This window comes from Acidovorax sp. HMWF029, from assembly GCF_003060895.1.
GTDB lineage: Bacteria > Pseudomonadota > Gammaproteobacteria > Burkholderiales > Burkholderiaceae_C > Acidovorax.
The window spans coordinates 11,232-25,997 of sequence record NZ_QAIH01000263.1 but is presented as its reverse complement, the minus strand read 5'-3'; the positions used below and the strand labels follow the sequence as shown (position 1 = coordinate 25,997).

Here is a 14,766-nt window from a genome sequence, read left to right as displayed (position 1 = left end):
CACTGGCCCATTCAGGCAGGGGGGGATGATAGCGGTGGCTTGGGCAATGGTGTCGTGCGGGCCTGCGCCAGGAGCGCCGTGAGCCGCGCATCCAGCGCATCAAAAAAGTGGGTGTCGATCTGCACGGTCAAGGGCACGGCCAGCGCCTCGGGGTGCAAGGCCCAGAGCTTGACGGCATCTTTTTCGGTGCAAATCACGGCCTCCCGCGCGTCTATTGGGCGCTTCCAGCTATTGAAATCATAGTGATCCGGCAGAGCTTCAGTGTGTTTCAGTGTCAGGCCCTGTGCCTGCAGCATGGCAAAGAAGTCGCCGGGCCGCGCCACGGCTGCCAAGGCGTGCAGGGGCTGGCCCCGCAATTGGGCCAGCGGCACCTGGCTACCATCGGACCGTACCGCCCAGTGCGCGAGGTGACGCTGCAGTCCATAGGCCGGGGCAGACGTTCCACGGGGCGGCGTAGTGCCCGCGTGCAGTACAAAGTCCACGTGCCGTGGCCAGGGTTCGCGCAACGGCCCGGCGGGCAGCAGCCAGCCATTGCCTGTACCTTGGTCATTGAAGATGCAGACTTCCAGATCGCGCCGCAGCGCCAGGTGTTGCAGCCCGTCGTCGCAGACGATCACATCCGTGCCGGGGTGGGCGGCCAGCAGCGCGCGTGCGGCGGTGATACGGCGCGGTGCCACAAACACCGGCACAGTGGCACCCCTTGCAAAACTGAGCGCGATCAGGGCGGGTTCGTCGCCCACCTCGCTGGCCGGGGTATCGGGCAGCACCGCACGGCAATCCTGGGTGCTGCGGCCATAGCCGCGCGAAATCACGCCCACCCGCAGGCCCTGTGCCTGCAGATGTTTCACCAGCTCGATGACCACCGGGGTCTTGCCTGCGCCCCCGGCAATCACGTTGCCGACCACGATCACAGGGCGGCCCGGGTGCTCTGAGCGCAGCAGGCCGGAGCGATAGAGCGTGCGGCGAAGCGAAACCAAGGCGCCATACAGCTGCGCCAGGGGCCACAAGGCCCCAGAGGCCAGCCCCCGGTTTTGCCAGATTTGTTGCAGGCCTTGTTCGGCCGTGATGCGCCCTGTGGGTGGGCTAGCGGGATGGGGCGCTGAAGGGGGCGGCTGTGGCCCAGGGGCGCCCATGCCTGTCAGCGGCTGGCCGCGCGCGCGGACGCGGACGACGACTGGGTGGCAAACGTGATCTGCGTGAGGCCCACGCGGCGCGCAGCCTCCATCACAGTGACCACCGACTGGTGCGGCGCCATGGCATCGGCGCTGATGATGACAACGCTGCCAGGGCCAGCCGAGGCCGCAGAGCGCAGGGCCTGGGCGATGGAGTCCACGCCCTTGCCGTCCACGCCGGTCTTGTTGACCGCGTAACGGCCATCGGCCGCAACAGCAACGATGATTTCTTTGGGGTGGTCGCGCTGCTGTTCGGCGTCGGCCACAGGCAAGGTGAGTTGCAGCTCGGTGAACTTGCTGTAGGTGGTGGTCAGCATCAAAAAGATGAGGATCACCAGCAGCACGTCGATGAACGGGATCAGGTTGATCTCCGGCTCTTCCTTGGCGCGGGGGCGGAAGTTCATGGGGCGTTGAGTTGGCTTTACTTGGCTTTGCGCAGGCGCAGGATGTGGCGCACGAACTGCTCAGAGGCCAGCTCCAGCGTGAGCAGATACGCATCCACGCGGGCGCGGAAGTAGCGCCAGAAGATCAGCGCCGGGATGGCCACGATGAGGCCAAAGGCCGTGTTGTAGAGCGCGATCGAGATGCCGTGTGCCAGCTGGGCCGGGTTGCCGCCGCCCATGGCCTGGCCCACACCGCCGCCACCTGTTTGCGAGCCAAAGATCTCGATCATGCCGATGACGGTACCCAGCAGACCCAGCAGGGGCGCGGCCGAGGCGATGGTGGCCAAGGCCGAGAGGTACTTCTCCAGCCGGTGCGCCACGGCGCGGCCGGTGCCTTCCATGGCGGCACGCAGATCGGTTTCGCTGCACAGGGGGTTGCTGTTGAGGGTGCGCAGGCCGCTGGCCAGCACTTCGCCCAGGGCCGAGTTCTGTGCCAGCTGGTTCACCACGTCGGGAGTGGGCAGGGCCTTGGACGATACCGTGATGGCTTCATCGAGCAATTTGGGCGGCGCGACACGGGCGGTTTTCAGGGCCACGAAACGTTCGAAAATCAGCGCCAGTCCCAGGACGGAACACGCAATCAGGGGCCAGATCGGCCAGCCTGCGGCTTGTATGATGGACAGCAAATCTCTCTCCGCGCAGATGAAAGCAATCGGCGATTATGGCCCAGCTTGCGGGGGGGCTGGAGCGCGTTTATGGCCTTTCCTTGGCGCCCGCAAAGCTGCAAACAGTCGCAATCCAGGCGCCCGCCGCGGGCCAGGCTGGTGACCTGGACAAGGCGGGCAACAACGAGTGCGACTGTTTGCTTCTGTGCCCGAATGGTTGCCCCGCAAAGCCTATGAAAACGCTCTTGATATCACAAACCGTTACGTTCCCGTGTGTGTCGCCCGCGGTTCCGCTCACCCACAAAATCTGTGGATAACTTTGTGGGCAACCCCTGTTTCGGGCCTCGCAAAGTGGCTCCACGCCGTGGTTACAACAGATTGATGAAAAATTGCGCAATGAATTATCTTTATAAATCAATGACTTGCACGTGCTCTGGTGTTTTGCGGGCGGTTTTTAGTTATGACTCTTTGTGCTCTGTCGCTGACAGGTTTCTGTGGAGTACTTGCACCGTGAGCATCGCGCAAACGCCCGCCGTTTCTCATGTCTGAGCGCACAAACCCAGGCGTGGCGCCGCTTGTGTGGGAGGTTGGTGCGCTGTGCCGCGCCATTGCTGATGCTCTGGAGGCTCGCTTCAACCCTGTCGCCGTGCGCGGCGAGATAACGGGCTTCTCGCGCGCATCCAGCGGGCATTGTTATTTCTCGATCAAAGACGCCAACGGCCAGCTGCGCTGCGCCATGTTTCGCCGCGCCGCCAGCCTGCTTGACTTTTCGCCGCGCGATGGCGAATTGGTGGAAGTGCGCGGGCGCCTCGGGGTGTACGAGGCGCGCGGTGACCTGCAGTTCATCGTCGAAAGCATGCAGCGGGCCGGGCAGGGCGCATTGTTCGAGCAGTTCCTGCTTCTCAAGGCCCGGCTCGATGCCGAGGGCCTGTTCGATACCGCCCGCAAGCGTGCACTGCCTCTGCTGCCACGCGCCATTGGCCTGGTCACATCGCCCGGAGCGGCGGCGCTGCACGACGTGGTCACCGCGCTGCGCCGCCGTGTGCCCCACATCCCCGTGGTGCTGGTGCCTGCGCTGGTGCAGGGGGCGGCCGCCCCGGCATCGCTGGTGGCGGCGCTATCAAAAATGTATCTGCTTGCGCAAGCGGAGCGCGCCCAAGGGACCGATGGGGTCCAAAATCCGCCGGTGGACGTGATCCTGCTTGTGCGCGGTGGTGGCTCCATCGAGGACCTGTGGGCCTTCAACGACGAGCGACTGGCCCGTACCATCGCGCAAAGCCCGGTGCCGCTCATCAGCGGTGTGGGGCATGAGACCGACTTCACCATCGCCGACTTCTGTGCCGATCTGCGCGCACCCACGCCCACTGCGGCGGCCGAGTTGGTAGCCCAACCGCGCGAGGTGTGGCTGGGTGCCCTGGGCTTGTTGGCTGGGCGCTTGGCCGATGCAGTGGAGCGCCAGTTCGATGCGCGCCACCAGCGGCTGGACCAGGCTGCCGCGCGGCTTGGCCGCCCATCGGGCCTGGTGGCGCGCGAGCAATTGCAGTTGGCCCGCCTGGCGCAGCGCATGCGCCACGGTGTGCTTCTAAAACTGCAGCGGTTAAGCCAATACCAGCAGGCGACGGAGGCCAGTTTTCCTCAAAAGATGCAACGTTGCGTGGCGCAGCACACCGAGCGGCTGGAGCGCGCAGCCCTGCGCATGGACCTGCTGGACCCGCGCCTGGTGCTGCAGCGCGGTTATGCCCTGCTGACCGACACGGGCGGGCGGGCGGTGACTAGCGTGCAACAGGCACACCCTGGCGATGCCCTGCGCGCCACGTTGGCCGACGGTGTGGTGGATGTGACCGTAGCCGCGCAGCCACGCCTGTTGTGATCTGTTGTGAGTGGGGGGGCAAGCTGAGGCGGCAGTTTTTCAGGCCTCTTGTGCACGTCGAGGTCTCCCTGATCCTGCACAGGTCACCTGATGTTCCTACAATGCCCCCTCGCGCTGTGTCCGACTGCATTGCTCAGGAAAGCCCGCGTTGCAGGCGGCATCCCAGAATTTCAAACCACGAGGAAATACCACCATGGAACACACCCTTCCCCCGCTGCCCTACGCCATTGACGCCCTGGCACCGCACTACAGCCAGGAAACGCTGGAATTCCACCACGGCAAGCACCACAATGCCTATGTGGTGAACCTCAACAACCTGCAAAAGGGCACCGAGTTCGAATCCATGACGCTCGAAGAGATCGTCAAGAAGTCGAGCGGCGGCATCTACAACAACGCTGCGCAGATCTGGAACCACACCTTCTTCTGGAGCTGCATGGCCCCCCAGGGTGGCGGTGAGCCTTCGGGCGCGCTGGCTGCCGCCATCAACGCCAAGTGGGGCAGCTACGCCGCGTTCAAGGAAGCCTTCGTGAAGTCTGCCGTGGGCAACTTCGGTTCGGGCTGGACCTGGCTGGTGAAGAAGGCCGACGGCAGCGTGGACATCGTCAACACCGGCGCTGCAGGCACGCCCCTGACCACCGCTGACAAGGCGCTGCTGACGGTGGACGTGTGGGAACACGCCTACTACATTGACTACCGCAACATGCGTCCCAAGTTTGTCGAGACCTTCCTCGACAAGCTGGTGAACTGGAAGTTTGCCGAGGCCAACTTCGCTTGATGCGCAGCGCACGGCTGCCGGGGTTGACCCTGGTGGCTGTAGCCGCAAAAAAACGGCCCGAGGGCCGTTTTTTTGTGGGTTTTTCAAAGCTTTTCAGGCTGCTTGCGCGCGCCCATCAAGCGATATTTGCTATCAAAATAATAGTATTTTGGTGTTGGTGGACGGCACGCGCAGCCCTCGCGTCACTTGCGGCTGAAGGGGGCTCCGGCTAGTTTGGCGCCTGCCTTGATGTTCTTTTTGGCAAACCACCCCTGGTTCATTTCCAGCACATAACGCACCGGCTTGACCGAGCAGTGCGAGTCCAGCGTCTGGGGCTTCATGTCCACCAGGTTGACGATGGTGCCGTCGTCATCCACAAACGCAGCCGTGAGCGGCAGCAGCGTGTTTTTCATCCAGAAGCACTGCTGCGCGGGTTGTTCAAACACAAACAGCATGCCCTCGTGCTGGGGCATGTCCTTGCGGTGCATGAGCCCCGTCTGGCGCTCCTGGGGGGAGGCGGCCACCTGGGCGTCGATGCGGTGCATGCCAGCGGTCAGCTCCACGCGCTGCAGGTTCAGCTGGGGGCCTTCCTGGGCCGTCGCGACGCCAGCGAGAACCACCAGCGAACACGCTACCCACAAAGCATCCCGGAGCCCAGCGGTGCGTCGGGCAATGCGTTGCAAGCCAGTGGCCTTGCGCGGGGCTTCAAACGAGAGGGCAGGGGTTGCGCGTGAGGTGGTCATGGGCAGAACTTTCGATTCAACAAGGAACAGGGCAAAAACCGACGGGCTGCGCCAGGGACGTACTGCGCGGTGCGCGGAGAGTTCTGGCTGTTTGCGCAGGGGCGCAGCACCAAAGAAAACGCCCGCAGATGCGGGCGATTTTGAACCAGTGCAGACCTCGGGCCCGATAGAAAGAGCCCGAACTTTCCTGCCTGCTTCAGGCGGCCTTGTGGGTGGTCTTCTTCTTGGCGACCTTTTTGGAGGTCTTCTTCTTGGCAGCCTTCTTGGTGGTAGGGGCTGCAGACTGGGCCTTCATTGGGGCCGCAGCGGGCGCGGTGGTGGCGGGGGCGGCTGCGGGTGCCTGTGCAAAAGCACCAGCAGTGAACAGACCGGCCACGAGGACAGCGAGGAGTTTTTTCATATATGCCGTTTCCAGTGTGAACGAAGGTTGAAGGGCCGTGCGGTAACTGCACGGCTCCACTCGCAACGATAGCAGCGCCCGGCGCGTTGACAGGTGCTTGGGCGAAAAATTTTGTCATTAGAATGGTTTGAAACCACACCGCCCCAGGTTCTTCGCGGTGTTTCTTTTTACCGTTTTCCTTGCTTTGCCCCTTCACAGCCCGGACCCCATTCGGCGCACATCGGAGACTTCCCCCCCATGACCACCTATCAGCACATCGTCGTGCCAGCTGCAGGCCAGAAAATCACCGTCAATGCCGACATGTCGCTGAACGTGCCGGACGAGCCCATCATCCCTTTCATCGAAGGCGACGGAACGGGCCTGGATATCACGCCGGTGATGATCAAGGTGGTGGACGCAGCAGTGGCCAAGGCCTATGGCGGCAAGAAGAAGATCCACTGGATGGAGGTCTATGCCGGTGAAAAATCAACGAAGGTGTATGGCCCTGACGTGTGGCTTCCCGAGGAGACCCTGCAGGTACTGCGCGAGTACGTGGTGTCGATCAAGGGGCCACTGACCACGCCCGTGGGCGGCGGTATTCGCTCGTTGAACGTGGCGCTGCGCCAGGAGCTGGATCTGTATGTCTGCCTGCGCCCGGTGCAGTATTTCAAGGGCGTGCCCTCGCCGCTGAAAGAGCCCGAGAAGACCAACATGGTGATCTTCCGTGAGAACTCTGAAGACATCTATGCTGGCATCGAATTCGAAGCAGAGTCCGACAAGGCGAGGAAACTCATCAAGTTCCTGCAGGACGAGATGGGTGTGAAGAAGATCCGCTTCCCCAACACCTCAGGCCTGGGTGTCAAGCCCGTCTCCATTGAGGGCACGGAGCGCTTGGTGCGCAAGGCCATCCAGTACGCCATCGATAACGACAAGCCCAGCGTGACCATCGTGCACAAGGGCAACATCATGAAGTTCACCGAAGGCGGCTTCCGCGACTGGGCCTATGCGCTGGCGCAGAAGGAATTCGGCGCCGAGCTGATCGACGGCGGCCCCTGGTGCAAGCTCAAGAACCCGAAAACGGGCAAGGACATCACCATCAAGGACAGCATCGCCGACGCCTTCCTGCAGCAGATTTTGCTGCGCCCAGCCGAGTATTCGGTGGTGGCAACGCTCAACCTCAACGGCGACTACATCTCCGACGCACTGGCAGCCCAGGTGGGCGGCATTGGCATTGCGCCCGGCGCCAACATGTCCGACTCGGTGGCTTGCTTTGAAGCCACCCACGGCACGGCTCCCAAGTACGCTGGCAAGGACTACGTGAACCCTGGCTCCGAAATCCTCTCGGCCGAGATGATGCTGCGCCACATGGGCTGGACCACCGCTGCCAACCTGATCATCAGCTCGCTGGAGAAGGCGATTGCCTCCAAGAAGGTGACCTACGACTTTGCGCGTCTGATGGATGGCGCCACGCAGGTCAGCTGCTCGGGCTTTGGGCAGGTCATGATCGACAACATGTAGTTGTGCTCCCCGGGCTTTCGGGATGCCCATTGCAGGATGTTCATTTCGGGGTGTTCAGTGCGTCCCGAAGAAGCCTGGATGGTTTTGACAAGAACCCTGGTGCGTTGATCGGACCAGGGTTTTTCTTTGCCCGGGCTGCGCCAGGTTCTACGGGGGGCCGCTCACCAAATTCCAGTGGCTCAGCGTCCCAGCGCATGCACCAGGTAGTCGATCAGCACCCGCACACGCAAGGGCATGTGCCGGTTGCCCGGGTAGATCAGAGAAAATGGCCGTGATGCGCCCGCGTGCTCGGTCAGCACCTCGACAAGTTGGCCGCTGCGCAGATCATCCTCGACCAGAAAGCGATACGTCTGCACCAGCCCGGCGCCCGCGCGGGCCAGCGTGACCTGACCCAGAATGTCGTCGGCACATCGCAGCTTGCCTTGGGTCGGCCAATCGATGGGCTGGCCGTCGCGCAACAACAGCCAGGGCACCACCTGACCACTGCTGGGCAGCACAAACTGCACACATTCATGCTGCTCCAGCTCCTCGAGCTCCTGCGGTGCGTGGTGGCGTTTGAGGTAGGCAGGGGCCGCGACCACCACCAGGGCGGCGTCCTCCAGCTTGCGGGCCACCAGGCTGGAATCGGGTGGCGCGCGGCCCCGGATGGCCAGATCGAAACCTTCTTCGGTGAAGTCCACGTTGCGGTTGGACAGCTGTAGCTCAATCTCGATGTCGGGGTACTTCTTGCTGAAGGCGGGCAGCAGCGGCAGCACGCGATGGTGCCCGTACGAGGTGGGCAGGCTCATCCGCACCAGGCCGGCGGGCTTGAGCTGCTGGCCCGATGCCTCGCGCTCGGCATCGCTCAGTTGTGTGAGCGCCTGGCGGCACTGGTCGTAGTAGCGCTGCCCGACTTCCGTCAGGCGCACCTGGCGGGTGGTGCGCACGAGCAGGCGCACGCCCAGATGCTCTTCCAGCCGCGCTACCGACCGGCTGACTGCCGCCGCCGTGAGGCCCGTGGCCTTGGCCGCCGCTGTGAACCCCTGGTGCTGCGCCGTAAGGCAGAACAACTCGATGCTGCCGAGGCGAAGGTTGTCGAATTGCCGGTTCATTATTGATTTCTGTGTAATTAGTGATTTGAAATAAACCTAGTTTATTGCTAATTGCATCGCAAATAAAGTCACTGCATCACCAACCCAGGACACAAGGAGTCCCACTATGCAGACCTCGATCAAGCTTTATTACTCTCCCGGCGCATGCTCACTCGCAACGCACATTCTTCTGCGCGAGACCGGCACGCCCTTCACGCTGGAGAAGGTTGACACTGGCAAGCACACCACCAGTGGCGGAGGTGACTTCTACGCCATCAGTCCTAAAGGCCAGGTGCCGGTCATCGAACTCCCGGACGGGACACGGATCACCGAAGGGCCTGTGGTCGCCCAGTTCGTGGCTGACCGTGCGGGGGACCACACCCTGATGCCGCCTGCAGGCAGCCTGGAGCGGTACAGGGTCATGGAGTGGCAAAACTACGTGACGGCCGAGTTGCACAAGTCCTTCACGCCGCTGTTCCACAGCGATGTGGATGCCACCGCCAAGAAGGCATTGGCTGCGGTGCTGTACAAAAAACTGGTCTGGCTTGACGGGCAACTGGCGGGCAAGAGCTACCTTACGGGCGACGCCTTCACTGCCGCCGATGCCTATCTGTTTGTGGTGCTCGGCTGGGCGAAGTTCGTGCAGATTGACCTGGGCGATTTGCAGCACATCGGCAGCTTCATGGCGCGTGTGGCGGCCCGCCCCCAAGTCAAGGCCGCGATGCAGACCGAAGGCCTTGCTGCCTGAGGAGCACTCCCATGCCCTACATCAAAATCCAGATCACCCGCGAGGGTGCATCGCGTGAGCAAAAGGCGCAGTTGATTCGCGGCGCGACAGATCTGGTCGTGCGAGTGCTGGACAAAAGCCCTGCCACCACCTTCGTTGTGATCGAAGAAGTAGACACCGACCACTGGGGGATCGCGGGTGAGACCGTGACCGTGCTTCGCGAGCGGGCAAAGAAGGGTGGCGCGCAATGAACAGCACCGCTGCCGACTTTGCAGCCATCCATGCGGTACTGGAGCTGTACCTCGATGGGCTCTACCACAGCGACACGGGGCGCCTGGCCAAGGTCTTTCATCCGCAGGCCCTGTACGCCACGGCGGTGGGAGAAAAACCCATCTTCTGGCGCATGAACGAGTACTTCCCGGTGGTGGATGCACGGCCCGCACCAGCAGCGAGCGGCCAGCCGCGCACCGACCGCGTGCTGTCCATCGAACTGGTTGGCCCCGTGACGGCGCTGGCAAGGCTGCAGTGCTCCATCGCTCCAAAGCACTTCATCGACCTGCTCACGCTGCTCTGGCTGGACGGGCGCTGGCAGATCGTCTCCAAGGTCTTTCACTACGACATCCGGGATTGACATGAACATCTTTCGACATTTCCCCAAACCCCTTCTCCTTTCATTGAACGCGCTTGCGCTGGGCGGTGCCGTCGTGCTGATGCTGTGCTGGCCTGAAAGTGCATTCGCTCATGAAGAGTGCAAGGCTCCCGGTTGCGCTGCTTCGGAGGCATATCACGGCATGCCCGAGATCGCGACCATTGGGGCGCGCACGGGCAAGTACATGGATATCCCCGAGTCCTCCAAAGGGCCAGCCATCGATCCGGCCAAGGGCTACCGGATCCAGGAGCTGGGCCGTGGCTTGTACATGGTGACTGAGAATGTCTACCAGGCGATGTTCATGGTGCACGACAAGGGGGTGGTGCTGGCCGATGTGCCGCCACCGCTGGCCGCATACATCCCCAAAGCGATCCGCGAAGTAACGGGCAAGCCTGTCACCCACATCATATACAGCCACGCGCACGCCGACCATATCGGTGCTGCCGGGGATCTGCTGGCCACACTGCCGAAAAAGCCGGTGATCATTGCGCATGAGGAAACCCGGGCCATTCTTGCGCGCGCGGCAGACCCCAGGCGCCCGCTGCCCGGCGTCACCTTCCGTGACAAGTACACGCTCAAAGTTGGCGGACAGCGCCTGGAGCTGTCCTACCACGGCAACGGCCATGAGCCGGGCAATATCTTCATACGGGCCCCCGAGCAGCGCACGCTGATGGTGGTGGATGTGATCTTCCCCGGATGGATGCCATGGCGGCGTCTGGCACTGGCGCAGGACATCCCCGGTTACTTCGCCCAGGTTGAGAAGATCAAGTCCATGGACTTCGACTGGCTGGTGTCCGGCCACGTGGCCAGGGCTGGCACCAAGGCGGATGTGGTGGCGCAGCACGAGTTCCTGCAAGACCTCAAGGCGGCAGCGGGGAAGGCGCTGCAGACGACGGCTTTGGGTGAAGGCATGGACGGGCGCGACAAGTCCAATCCCTGGGCGGTCTTTGACAACTACATCGACCGTGTGGCCGCGCAGTGTGTGAATACCTTGACACCGAAGTGGGCTTCGCGTCTCGCTGCGTTTGATGTGTACATATGGGATCAGTGCTTCACGATGGAACAAAGCCTGCGATTGGATTGAACATGAAAGCACTTAAGTACATCTATTTCGCGTTGCTTGCCTCCGCTGCGGCTCTGCCAATGCACACGGTGGCCCAGCCAGTGGCGGATTCCGTGGATGCGCTGGAGGCGCTGTTTGGCAAACACGCTGGCATGCGCCGAACGCAGTCCAAGGGGCTCTGCGCCAAGGGTGTCTTTACTGGAACGGCCGAGGGACAGGCGCTGAGCAAGGCGATAGCCTTCTCGGGGACTCCCCTGCCAGCGATGGTTCGATTCTCCGTTGGGGGAGGCAATCCCCGTGCCTCGGACAAGAGCCGTTCCACGAGGGGACTTTCGCTCAAGCTTGATTTGCCTGATGGGACCGTGTGGATGCAGGCCAATCTCTCTGCTCCGGTGTACTTTGTGAAGGACCCCGCTGACTTTGCGCCTTTTGTTCGGGCGCGGGTTCCAGATCCGGCGACCGGCAAACCCGATCCTGAGCGTCTGAAGGCATTCAACGATGCCCATCCTGAGTCATTGCGACAGGGAAAATACCTGGCCGAACGCGCTGCCCCTGCGAGCTACGTTACAACGCCCTATTGGGGGATAAACGCGTTCGTGCTCCGCTCCCCGGACAATCAGCGCCGCTTCGTGCGTTGGCGTTTTGATCCGGATGCCGGAGAGCAGCGCCTGAGCGAAGACCAGAGTGCAAAGCTTCCAGACGACTTTCTCGAGGCAGAGCTGAAAGAGCGCCTATCCAAGGGGCCTGCGTCGTTCCGGTTTCAGGTGCAGTTGGCGGAAGCGGAGGACGACCCCAATGACCCTACCCGTGCATGGCCAGATCTGCGTCGGCAAGTGACCGCTGGGCGTTTGGTGATTCACAGCTTGGCCGAGGCTTCCAGCTGCGAGCTGGTCTTGTTCAATCCTCTTGCCCTGCCTGATGGAATTGAGCCCTCCGCAGACCCTGTCCTTCTGGCGCGCCCTGCGGCCTACGGAACCTCCTTCGGACGCCGAGTGGCGGAGCGCCAATGACCCAAGCGAACACTACTCCACCCAGTCTGGTCTATGTGGGAGACCCCATGTGTTCCTGGTGTTACGGTTTCGGGCTGGAGCTGTCGACGGCACTGGCGCAGCGACCCGGTGTGCGGCTTGAAATCGTCACAGGCGGGTTGCGTGCCGGGGGGACCGAAGTCTTGGACGATGCTGGCAAACGCTTTCGGCTTTTCCATTGGGCAAAGGTAGAGGCGGCAACCGGCCTACCTTTCAACCGCGATGCCCTGATGGCTCGGCAAGGCTTCGTGTATGACACCGAGCCAGTGTGCCGCGCAGTAGTTGCTGCGCGGCTTGCCGAGCCAGGTGCGGATCTTTTGGCCGTGTTTCGGGCACTGCAGAAGGCCTTCTATGCCGATGGCCTGGACACCACCGATGCTGCGGTGCTGTTGAACGTTGTGGACCAGGCTCTGCGGATCCAGGGGTTTGCCGCCGAAGGGCTTGAGGAGTGCTTCCAAGCCGAGGCTACCCGGCAGGCGACCCATGAAGAATTTGCGCAAGTGCGCCATTGGGGCATATCCAGCTTTCCTGCGCTTTTGGGGTGGGAGAGCGGGCGTGTGACGCGTCTGGTCGATGGGTTTGCCAAGGCCCCAGCGGTGGTGGCGGCCATTGACCAATGGACGCATCAGGTGCGTGTGGGTTCCCGAGGGTCCTTGCCCACCGAATCAGTGAAATAGGCGGTGCGCCGGGCGCCTGCGGCAACCAGACTCCTCACGCACCGCTGAATTCTCCGATTCGGCGGATCTGACTGGGTGCAGCCTCAGCACTTGTCTTGCCATTCGGGTTGTCGGTACACCAGCTGGAATGGAGGCCCTTGTTACGGCAGGGGCTTTTCTCCGTGGCGGCGCTGTGTTGCGCCCTGACGCTGGGTTGCGCCATATTGCTTGCATTTCTGTGTTGGTGTTTTCTGCTGTTGCACCTAACATGGTTTGACGCTTGTGCGTGGGCAGGGAGTTGCTCCATATCTGCAACCCTTGGCAAGCATGGAAGCGCCGGGAGCGCAGGGCTCCACACCAAGCAAGAGGTCTGCATGGCATCTGACTGTTCTGCCGCGTACTGGGAGCAAAACCCCGATGCACTGCTGGTGTTGTCGCCGGATGGCTGTGTGCTTAGCTGGAACCCCGCCGCTGAGGCGATCTTTGGCTACCTGCAGGCTGAGGTGCTGGGGCGCTCGGTGCTGGATCTGATCGTCCCCCCAGACCGGGTGCAGGAAGAGGCGCGCATGCGGGCTGAGGCCTTGTGCGCCAGCTCGGTGGTCCACGAGTCTGTGCGGCGGCGCAAAGATGGCTCGCTGGTGCACGTCAACGTGTCTACCAAGGCGGTGTGTGATGAGGAGGGGCGACTGTTGCACTACCTCTCCAGCACCAAGGATGTCACGCAGCTCAATGTGCAGCGCGACGCCAAGCTGCTGGATGCACGTTTTCGTGGCCTGCTTGAATCCACACCTGATGCGATCGTGATGGTCAACGTGACGGGGCGCATCGTGCTTGTCAATTCGCACGCTGAGCGCCTGTTTGGATACCCACGTGCCGAATTGTTGGGCCAGGCGGTGGAAGTTTTGTTGCCCCATCGCTACCGGGTTGCCCACCTGAGCCACCGCAGCGGTTTTTTGGGTCTGCCACGCATGCGCACCATGGAGGCGGGGCTGGATTTGCATGGCCTGCACAAGGACCGGGGCGAGTTTCCGGTGGAGATCAGCCTGAGCCCGCTGGAGACGGAGGAGGGACTGTTTGTCTTCAGCGCCATTCGCGATGTGACCGAGCGCAAGCGCATCGAGCAGGTGCTGCGCGACAAGAACCTGGAGCTGGAGAACGCCGCGCTCGTCAAAGATCGCTTTCTAGCAAGCATGTCACATGAACTGCGCACGCCGCTCAACGCCATCATCGGCTTCACAGGCACGTTGCTCATGAAGCTGCCCGGCCCGCTCAACGCCGAGCAGGAAAAGCAGCTGCGCATTGTGCAGACGGGCGCCAAGCACCTGCTCTCTCTCATCAATGACCTGCTGGACGTGGCCAAGTTCGGCGCCAACAAGGTAACGCTGAACCTGGAATCCGTGGACTGCAAGGCCTTGATTGTGGAGGTGTCAGCCACCCTGGAGCTGGAGGCACAGCGCAAGGGCCTGGCGTTTGGCGTGCATGTACCACCCGAGGCAGTGGCCCTGCAGACTGACCGGCGGGCGCTCAGCCAGATCCTCATCAATCTGCTGGGCAACGCGATCAAGTTCACGGAACATGGCCGGGTTGACGTGTTACTGCGCGAGCAGCTTCTGCCCGATGGCGGCCGCAGCGTGCAAATGCGCGTGCAGGACACGGGTCCCGGCATTGCCCGGCAAGAGCAGCCCCGCCTTTTTGAGGCCTTCTCGCGCGTGGAGAGCGCCAACCGCCGTCACCAGGAGGGCACGGGCCTGGGGCTGTACCTGAGCCGAAAACTCGCCGAAGCCCTGGGCGGCACCCTGCGTTTTGACAGTGAGGAAGGGCGCGGCAGCACTTTTGTTCTTGAACTCCAGGAACGCTGCGCATGAGCAAAGCCACCGTCTTGGTCATTGAAGACGACGACGCCAGTCGGCAACTGGCCAGCTACCTGCTGGAGGCCGCAGGTCACCGCTTGCTGGCGGCTGAAGCCCGAGACTTTCGCGCAGCAGGTCGAGGCCTTTCTGGGGCTCCCTTTCAACTTGCCCGCCAAGGGTTGACGAAAAAACAGGCGTCGCATGGCAAAGATCCTTGTCGTTGATGACATCCCGGCCAA

17 protein-coding genes are annotated in these 14,766 nt (G+C 62.4%); 9 read left to right on the top strand and 8 right to left on the bottom strand.

Going from position 1 to position 14,766, the window contains the following annotated elements; translation table 11 throughout:
- Positions 1-11: 11 nt before the first annotated feature.
- Genes lpxK through DBR12_RS18715 form a run of 3 tightly spaced genes read right to left on the bottom strand, consistent with a single transcriptional unit; the run spans position 12 to position 2,241 of the window.
- Positions 12-1,133: a tetraacyldisaccharide 4'-kinase gene (gene lpxK, locus DBR12_RS18725; protein WP_108618638.1), complete on the bottom strand. Its 1,122-nt coding sequence runs from the start codon at positions 1,131-1,133 to the stop codon at positions 12-14.
- A 5-nt stretch (positions 1,134-1,138) separates the two neighbouring features.
- Entirely contained in the window at positions 1,139-1,576 is a 438-nt protein-coding gene (locus tag DBR12_RS18720; RefSeq protein WP_108618637.1) for a biopolymer transporter ExbD, read from the bottom strand.
- A 17-nt stretch (positions 1,577-1,593) separates the two neighbouring features.
- A complete protein-coding gene (locus DBR12_RS18715) occupies positions 1,594-2,241 on the bottom strand; it encodes a MotA/TolQ/ExbB proton channel family protein (protein WP_108618636.1) in 648 nt (215 codons plus the stop codon).
- 520 nt (positions 2,242-2,761) lie between these two features.
- Between DBR12_RS18715 and xseA the strand changes: the two genes are divergently transcribed.
- Both xseA and DBR12_RS18705 read left to right on the top strand, forming a co-directional pair.
- Entirely contained in the window at positions 2,762-4,090 is a 1,329-nt protein-coding gene (gene xseA, locus DBR12_RS18710; RefSeq protein WP_108618635.1) for an exodeoxyribonuclease VII large subunit, read from the top strand.
- Positions 4,091-4,283: 193 nt separating this feature from the next.
- The gene (locus DBR12_RS18705) at positions 4,284-4,865 is read left to right on the top strand and encodes a superoxide dismutase (RefSeq protein WP_108618634.1); all 582 of its coding nucleotides are present in this window, start codon (positions 4,284-4,286) and stop codon (positions 4,863-4,865) included.
- 182 nt (positions 4,866-5,047) lie between these two features.
- Here DBR12_RS18705 and DBR12_RS18700 read toward each other — a convergent pair whose 3' ends face one another.
- On the bottom strand, positions 5,048-5,587 hold the full coding sequence (locus DBR12_RS18700) for a DUF192 domain-containing protein (RefSeq protein ID WP_233244884.1): 540 nt from the start codon (positions 5,585-5,587) through the stop codon (positions 5,048-5,050).
- A 196-nt stretch (positions 5,588-5,783) separates the two neighbouring features.
- Positions 5,784-5,987: a hypothetical protein gene (locus tag DBR12_RS18695; RefSeq protein WP_108618633.1), complete on the bottom strand. Its 204-nt coding sequence runs from the start codon at positions 5,985-5,987 to the stop codon at positions 5,784-5,786.
- A 237-nt stretch (positions 5,988-6,224) separates the two neighbouring features.
- On the opposite strand from DBR12_RS18695, the gene icd reads away from it, so the two are divergent.
- Complete coding sequence (icd, locus tag DBR12_RS18690) at positions 6,225-7,484, top strand: NADP-dependent isocitrate dehydrogenase (RefSeq protein WP_108618632.1); 1,260 nt, start codon at positions 6,225-6,227, stop codon at positions 7,482-7,484.
- A gap of 179 nt (positions 7,485-7,663) precedes the next feature.
- Here the strand turns inward: icd and DBR12_RS18685 are convergent, their stop codons facing one another.
- Complete coding sequence (locus DBR12_RS18685) at positions 7,664-8,575, bottom strand: LysR family transcriptional regulator (RefSeq protein WP_108618631.1); 912 nt, start codon at positions 8,573-8,575, stop codon at positions 7,664-7,666.
- A gap of 106 nt (positions 8,576-8,681) precedes the next feature.
- Between DBR12_RS18685 and gstA the strand changes: the two genes are divergently transcribed.
- From gstA to DBR12_RS18660, 5 genes are read left to right on the top strand one after another with little or no spacing between them, the layout of a single operon-like run.
- A complete protein-coding gene (gene gstA, locus DBR12_RS18680) occupies positions 8,682-9,302 on the top strand; it encodes a glutathione transferase GstA (RefSeq protein ID WP_233244882.1) in 621 nt (206 codons plus the stop codon).
- An 11-nt stretch (positions 9,303-9,313) separates the two neighbouring features.
- The gene (locus tag DBR12_RS18675; RefSeq protein WP_108618630.1) at positions 9,314-9,532 is read left to right on the top strand and encodes a 4-oxalocrotonate tautomerase family protein; all 219 of its coding nucleotides are present in this window, start codon (positions 9,314-9,316) and stop codon (positions 9,530-9,532) included.
- Positions 9,529-9,912: a nuclear transport factor 2 family protein gene (locus tag DBR12_RS18670; protein ID WP_108618629.1), complete on the top strand. Its 384-nt coding sequence runs from the start codon at positions 9,529-9,531 to the stop codon at positions 9,910-9,912. The genes DBR12_RS18675 and DBR12_RS18670 overlap by 4 nt, the downstream gene beginning before the upstream one ends.
- 43 nt (positions 9,913-9,955) lie before the next feature.
- Positions 9,956-11,014: an MBL fold metallo-hydrolase gene (locus tag DBR12_RS18665; RefSeq protein ID WP_233244881.1), complete on the top strand. Its 1,059-nt coding sequence runs from the start codon at positions 9,956-9,958 to the stop codon at positions 11,012-11,014.
- Positions 11,015-11,016: 2 nt separating this feature from the next.
- A complete protein-coding gene (locus tag DBR12_RS18660; protein ID WP_158275017.1) occupies positions 11,017-12,003 on the top strand; it encodes a catalase family peroxidase in 987 nt (328 codons plus the stop codon).
- Between the two features lie 224 nt (positions 12,004-12,227).
- On the opposite strand, the gene DBR12_RS23205 is transcribed toward DBR12_RS18660, so the two are convergent.
- Positions 12,228-12,521 (bottom strand): hypothetical protein, encoded by a 294-nt coding sequence (locus tag DBR12_RS23205; protein ID WP_158275016.1) that lies wholly within the window; start codon positions 12,519-12,521, stop codon positions 12,228-12,230.
- A 530-nt stretch (positions 12,522-13,051) separates the two neighbouring features.
- Here DBR12_RS23205 and DBR12_RS18650 point away from each other — a divergent pair.
- Complete coding sequence (locus DBR12_RS18650; RefSeq protein WP_108618627.1) at positions 13,052-14,542, top strand: PAS domain S-box protein; 1,491 nt, start codon at positions 13,052-13,054, stop codon at positions 14,540-14,542.
- 18 nt (positions 14,543-14,560) lie between these two features.
- Here DBR12_RS18650 and DBR12_RS23200 read toward each other — a convergent pair.
- Positions 14,561-14,766: hypothetical protein (locus tag DBR12_RS23200; RefSeq protein ID WP_233244879.1), on the bottom strand; the 206-nt coding region annotated here is incomplete at its 5' end.

Coding starts and splice junctions, on each gene's coding strand:
- lpxK (WP_108618638.1), bottom strand. CDS start 1,133: ATGGGCGCCCCTGGGCCACAGCCGCCCCCTTCAGCGCCCCATCCCGCT.
- icd (WP_108618632.1), top strand. CDS start 6,225: ATGACCACCTATCAGCACATCGTCGTGCCAGCTGCAGGCCAGAAAATC.
- DBR12_RS18685 (WP_108618631.1), bottom strand. CDS start 8,575: ATGAACCGGCAATTCGACAACCTTCGCCTCGGCAGCATCGAGTTGTTC.
- DBR12_RS18660 (WP_158275017.1), top strand. CDS start 11,017: ATGAAAGCACTTAAGTACATCTATTTCGCGTTGCTTGCCTCCGCTGCG.
- DBR12_RS18700 (WP_233244884.1), bottom strand. CDS start 5,587: ATGACCACCTCACGCGCAACCCCTGCCCTCTCGTTTGAAGCCCCGCGC.
- gstA (WP_233244882.1), top strand. CDS start 8,682: ATGCAGACCTCGATCAAGCTTTATTACTCTCCCGGCGCATGCTCACTC.
- DBR12_RS18670 (WP_108618629.1), top strand. CDS start 9,529: ATGAACAGCACCGCTGCCGACTTTGCAGCCATCCATGCGGTACTGGAG.
- DBR12_RS18720 (WP_108618637.1), bottom strand. CDS start 1,576: ATGAACTTCCGCCCCCGCGCCAAGGAAGAGCCGGAGATCAACCTGATC.
- DBR12_RS18695 (WP_108618633.1), bottom strand. CDS start 5,987: ATGAAAAAACTCCTCGCTGTCCTCGTGGCCGGTCTGTTCACTGCTGGT.
- DBR12_RS18675 (WP_108618630.1), top strand. CDS start 9,314: ATGCCCTACATCAAAATCCAGATCACCCGCGAGGGTGCATCGCGTGAG.
- DBR12_RS18705 (WP_108618634.1), top strand. CDS start 4,284: ATGGAACACACCCTTCCCCCGCTGCCCTACGCCATTGACGCCCTGGCA.
- xseA (WP_108618635.1), top strand. CDS start 2,762: ATGTCTGAGCGCACAAACCCAGGCGTGGCGCCGCTTGTGTGGGAGGTT.
- DBR12_RS18650 (WP_108618627.1), top strand. CDS start 13,052: ATGGCATCTGACTGTTCTGCCGCGTACTGGGAGCAAAACCCCGATGCA.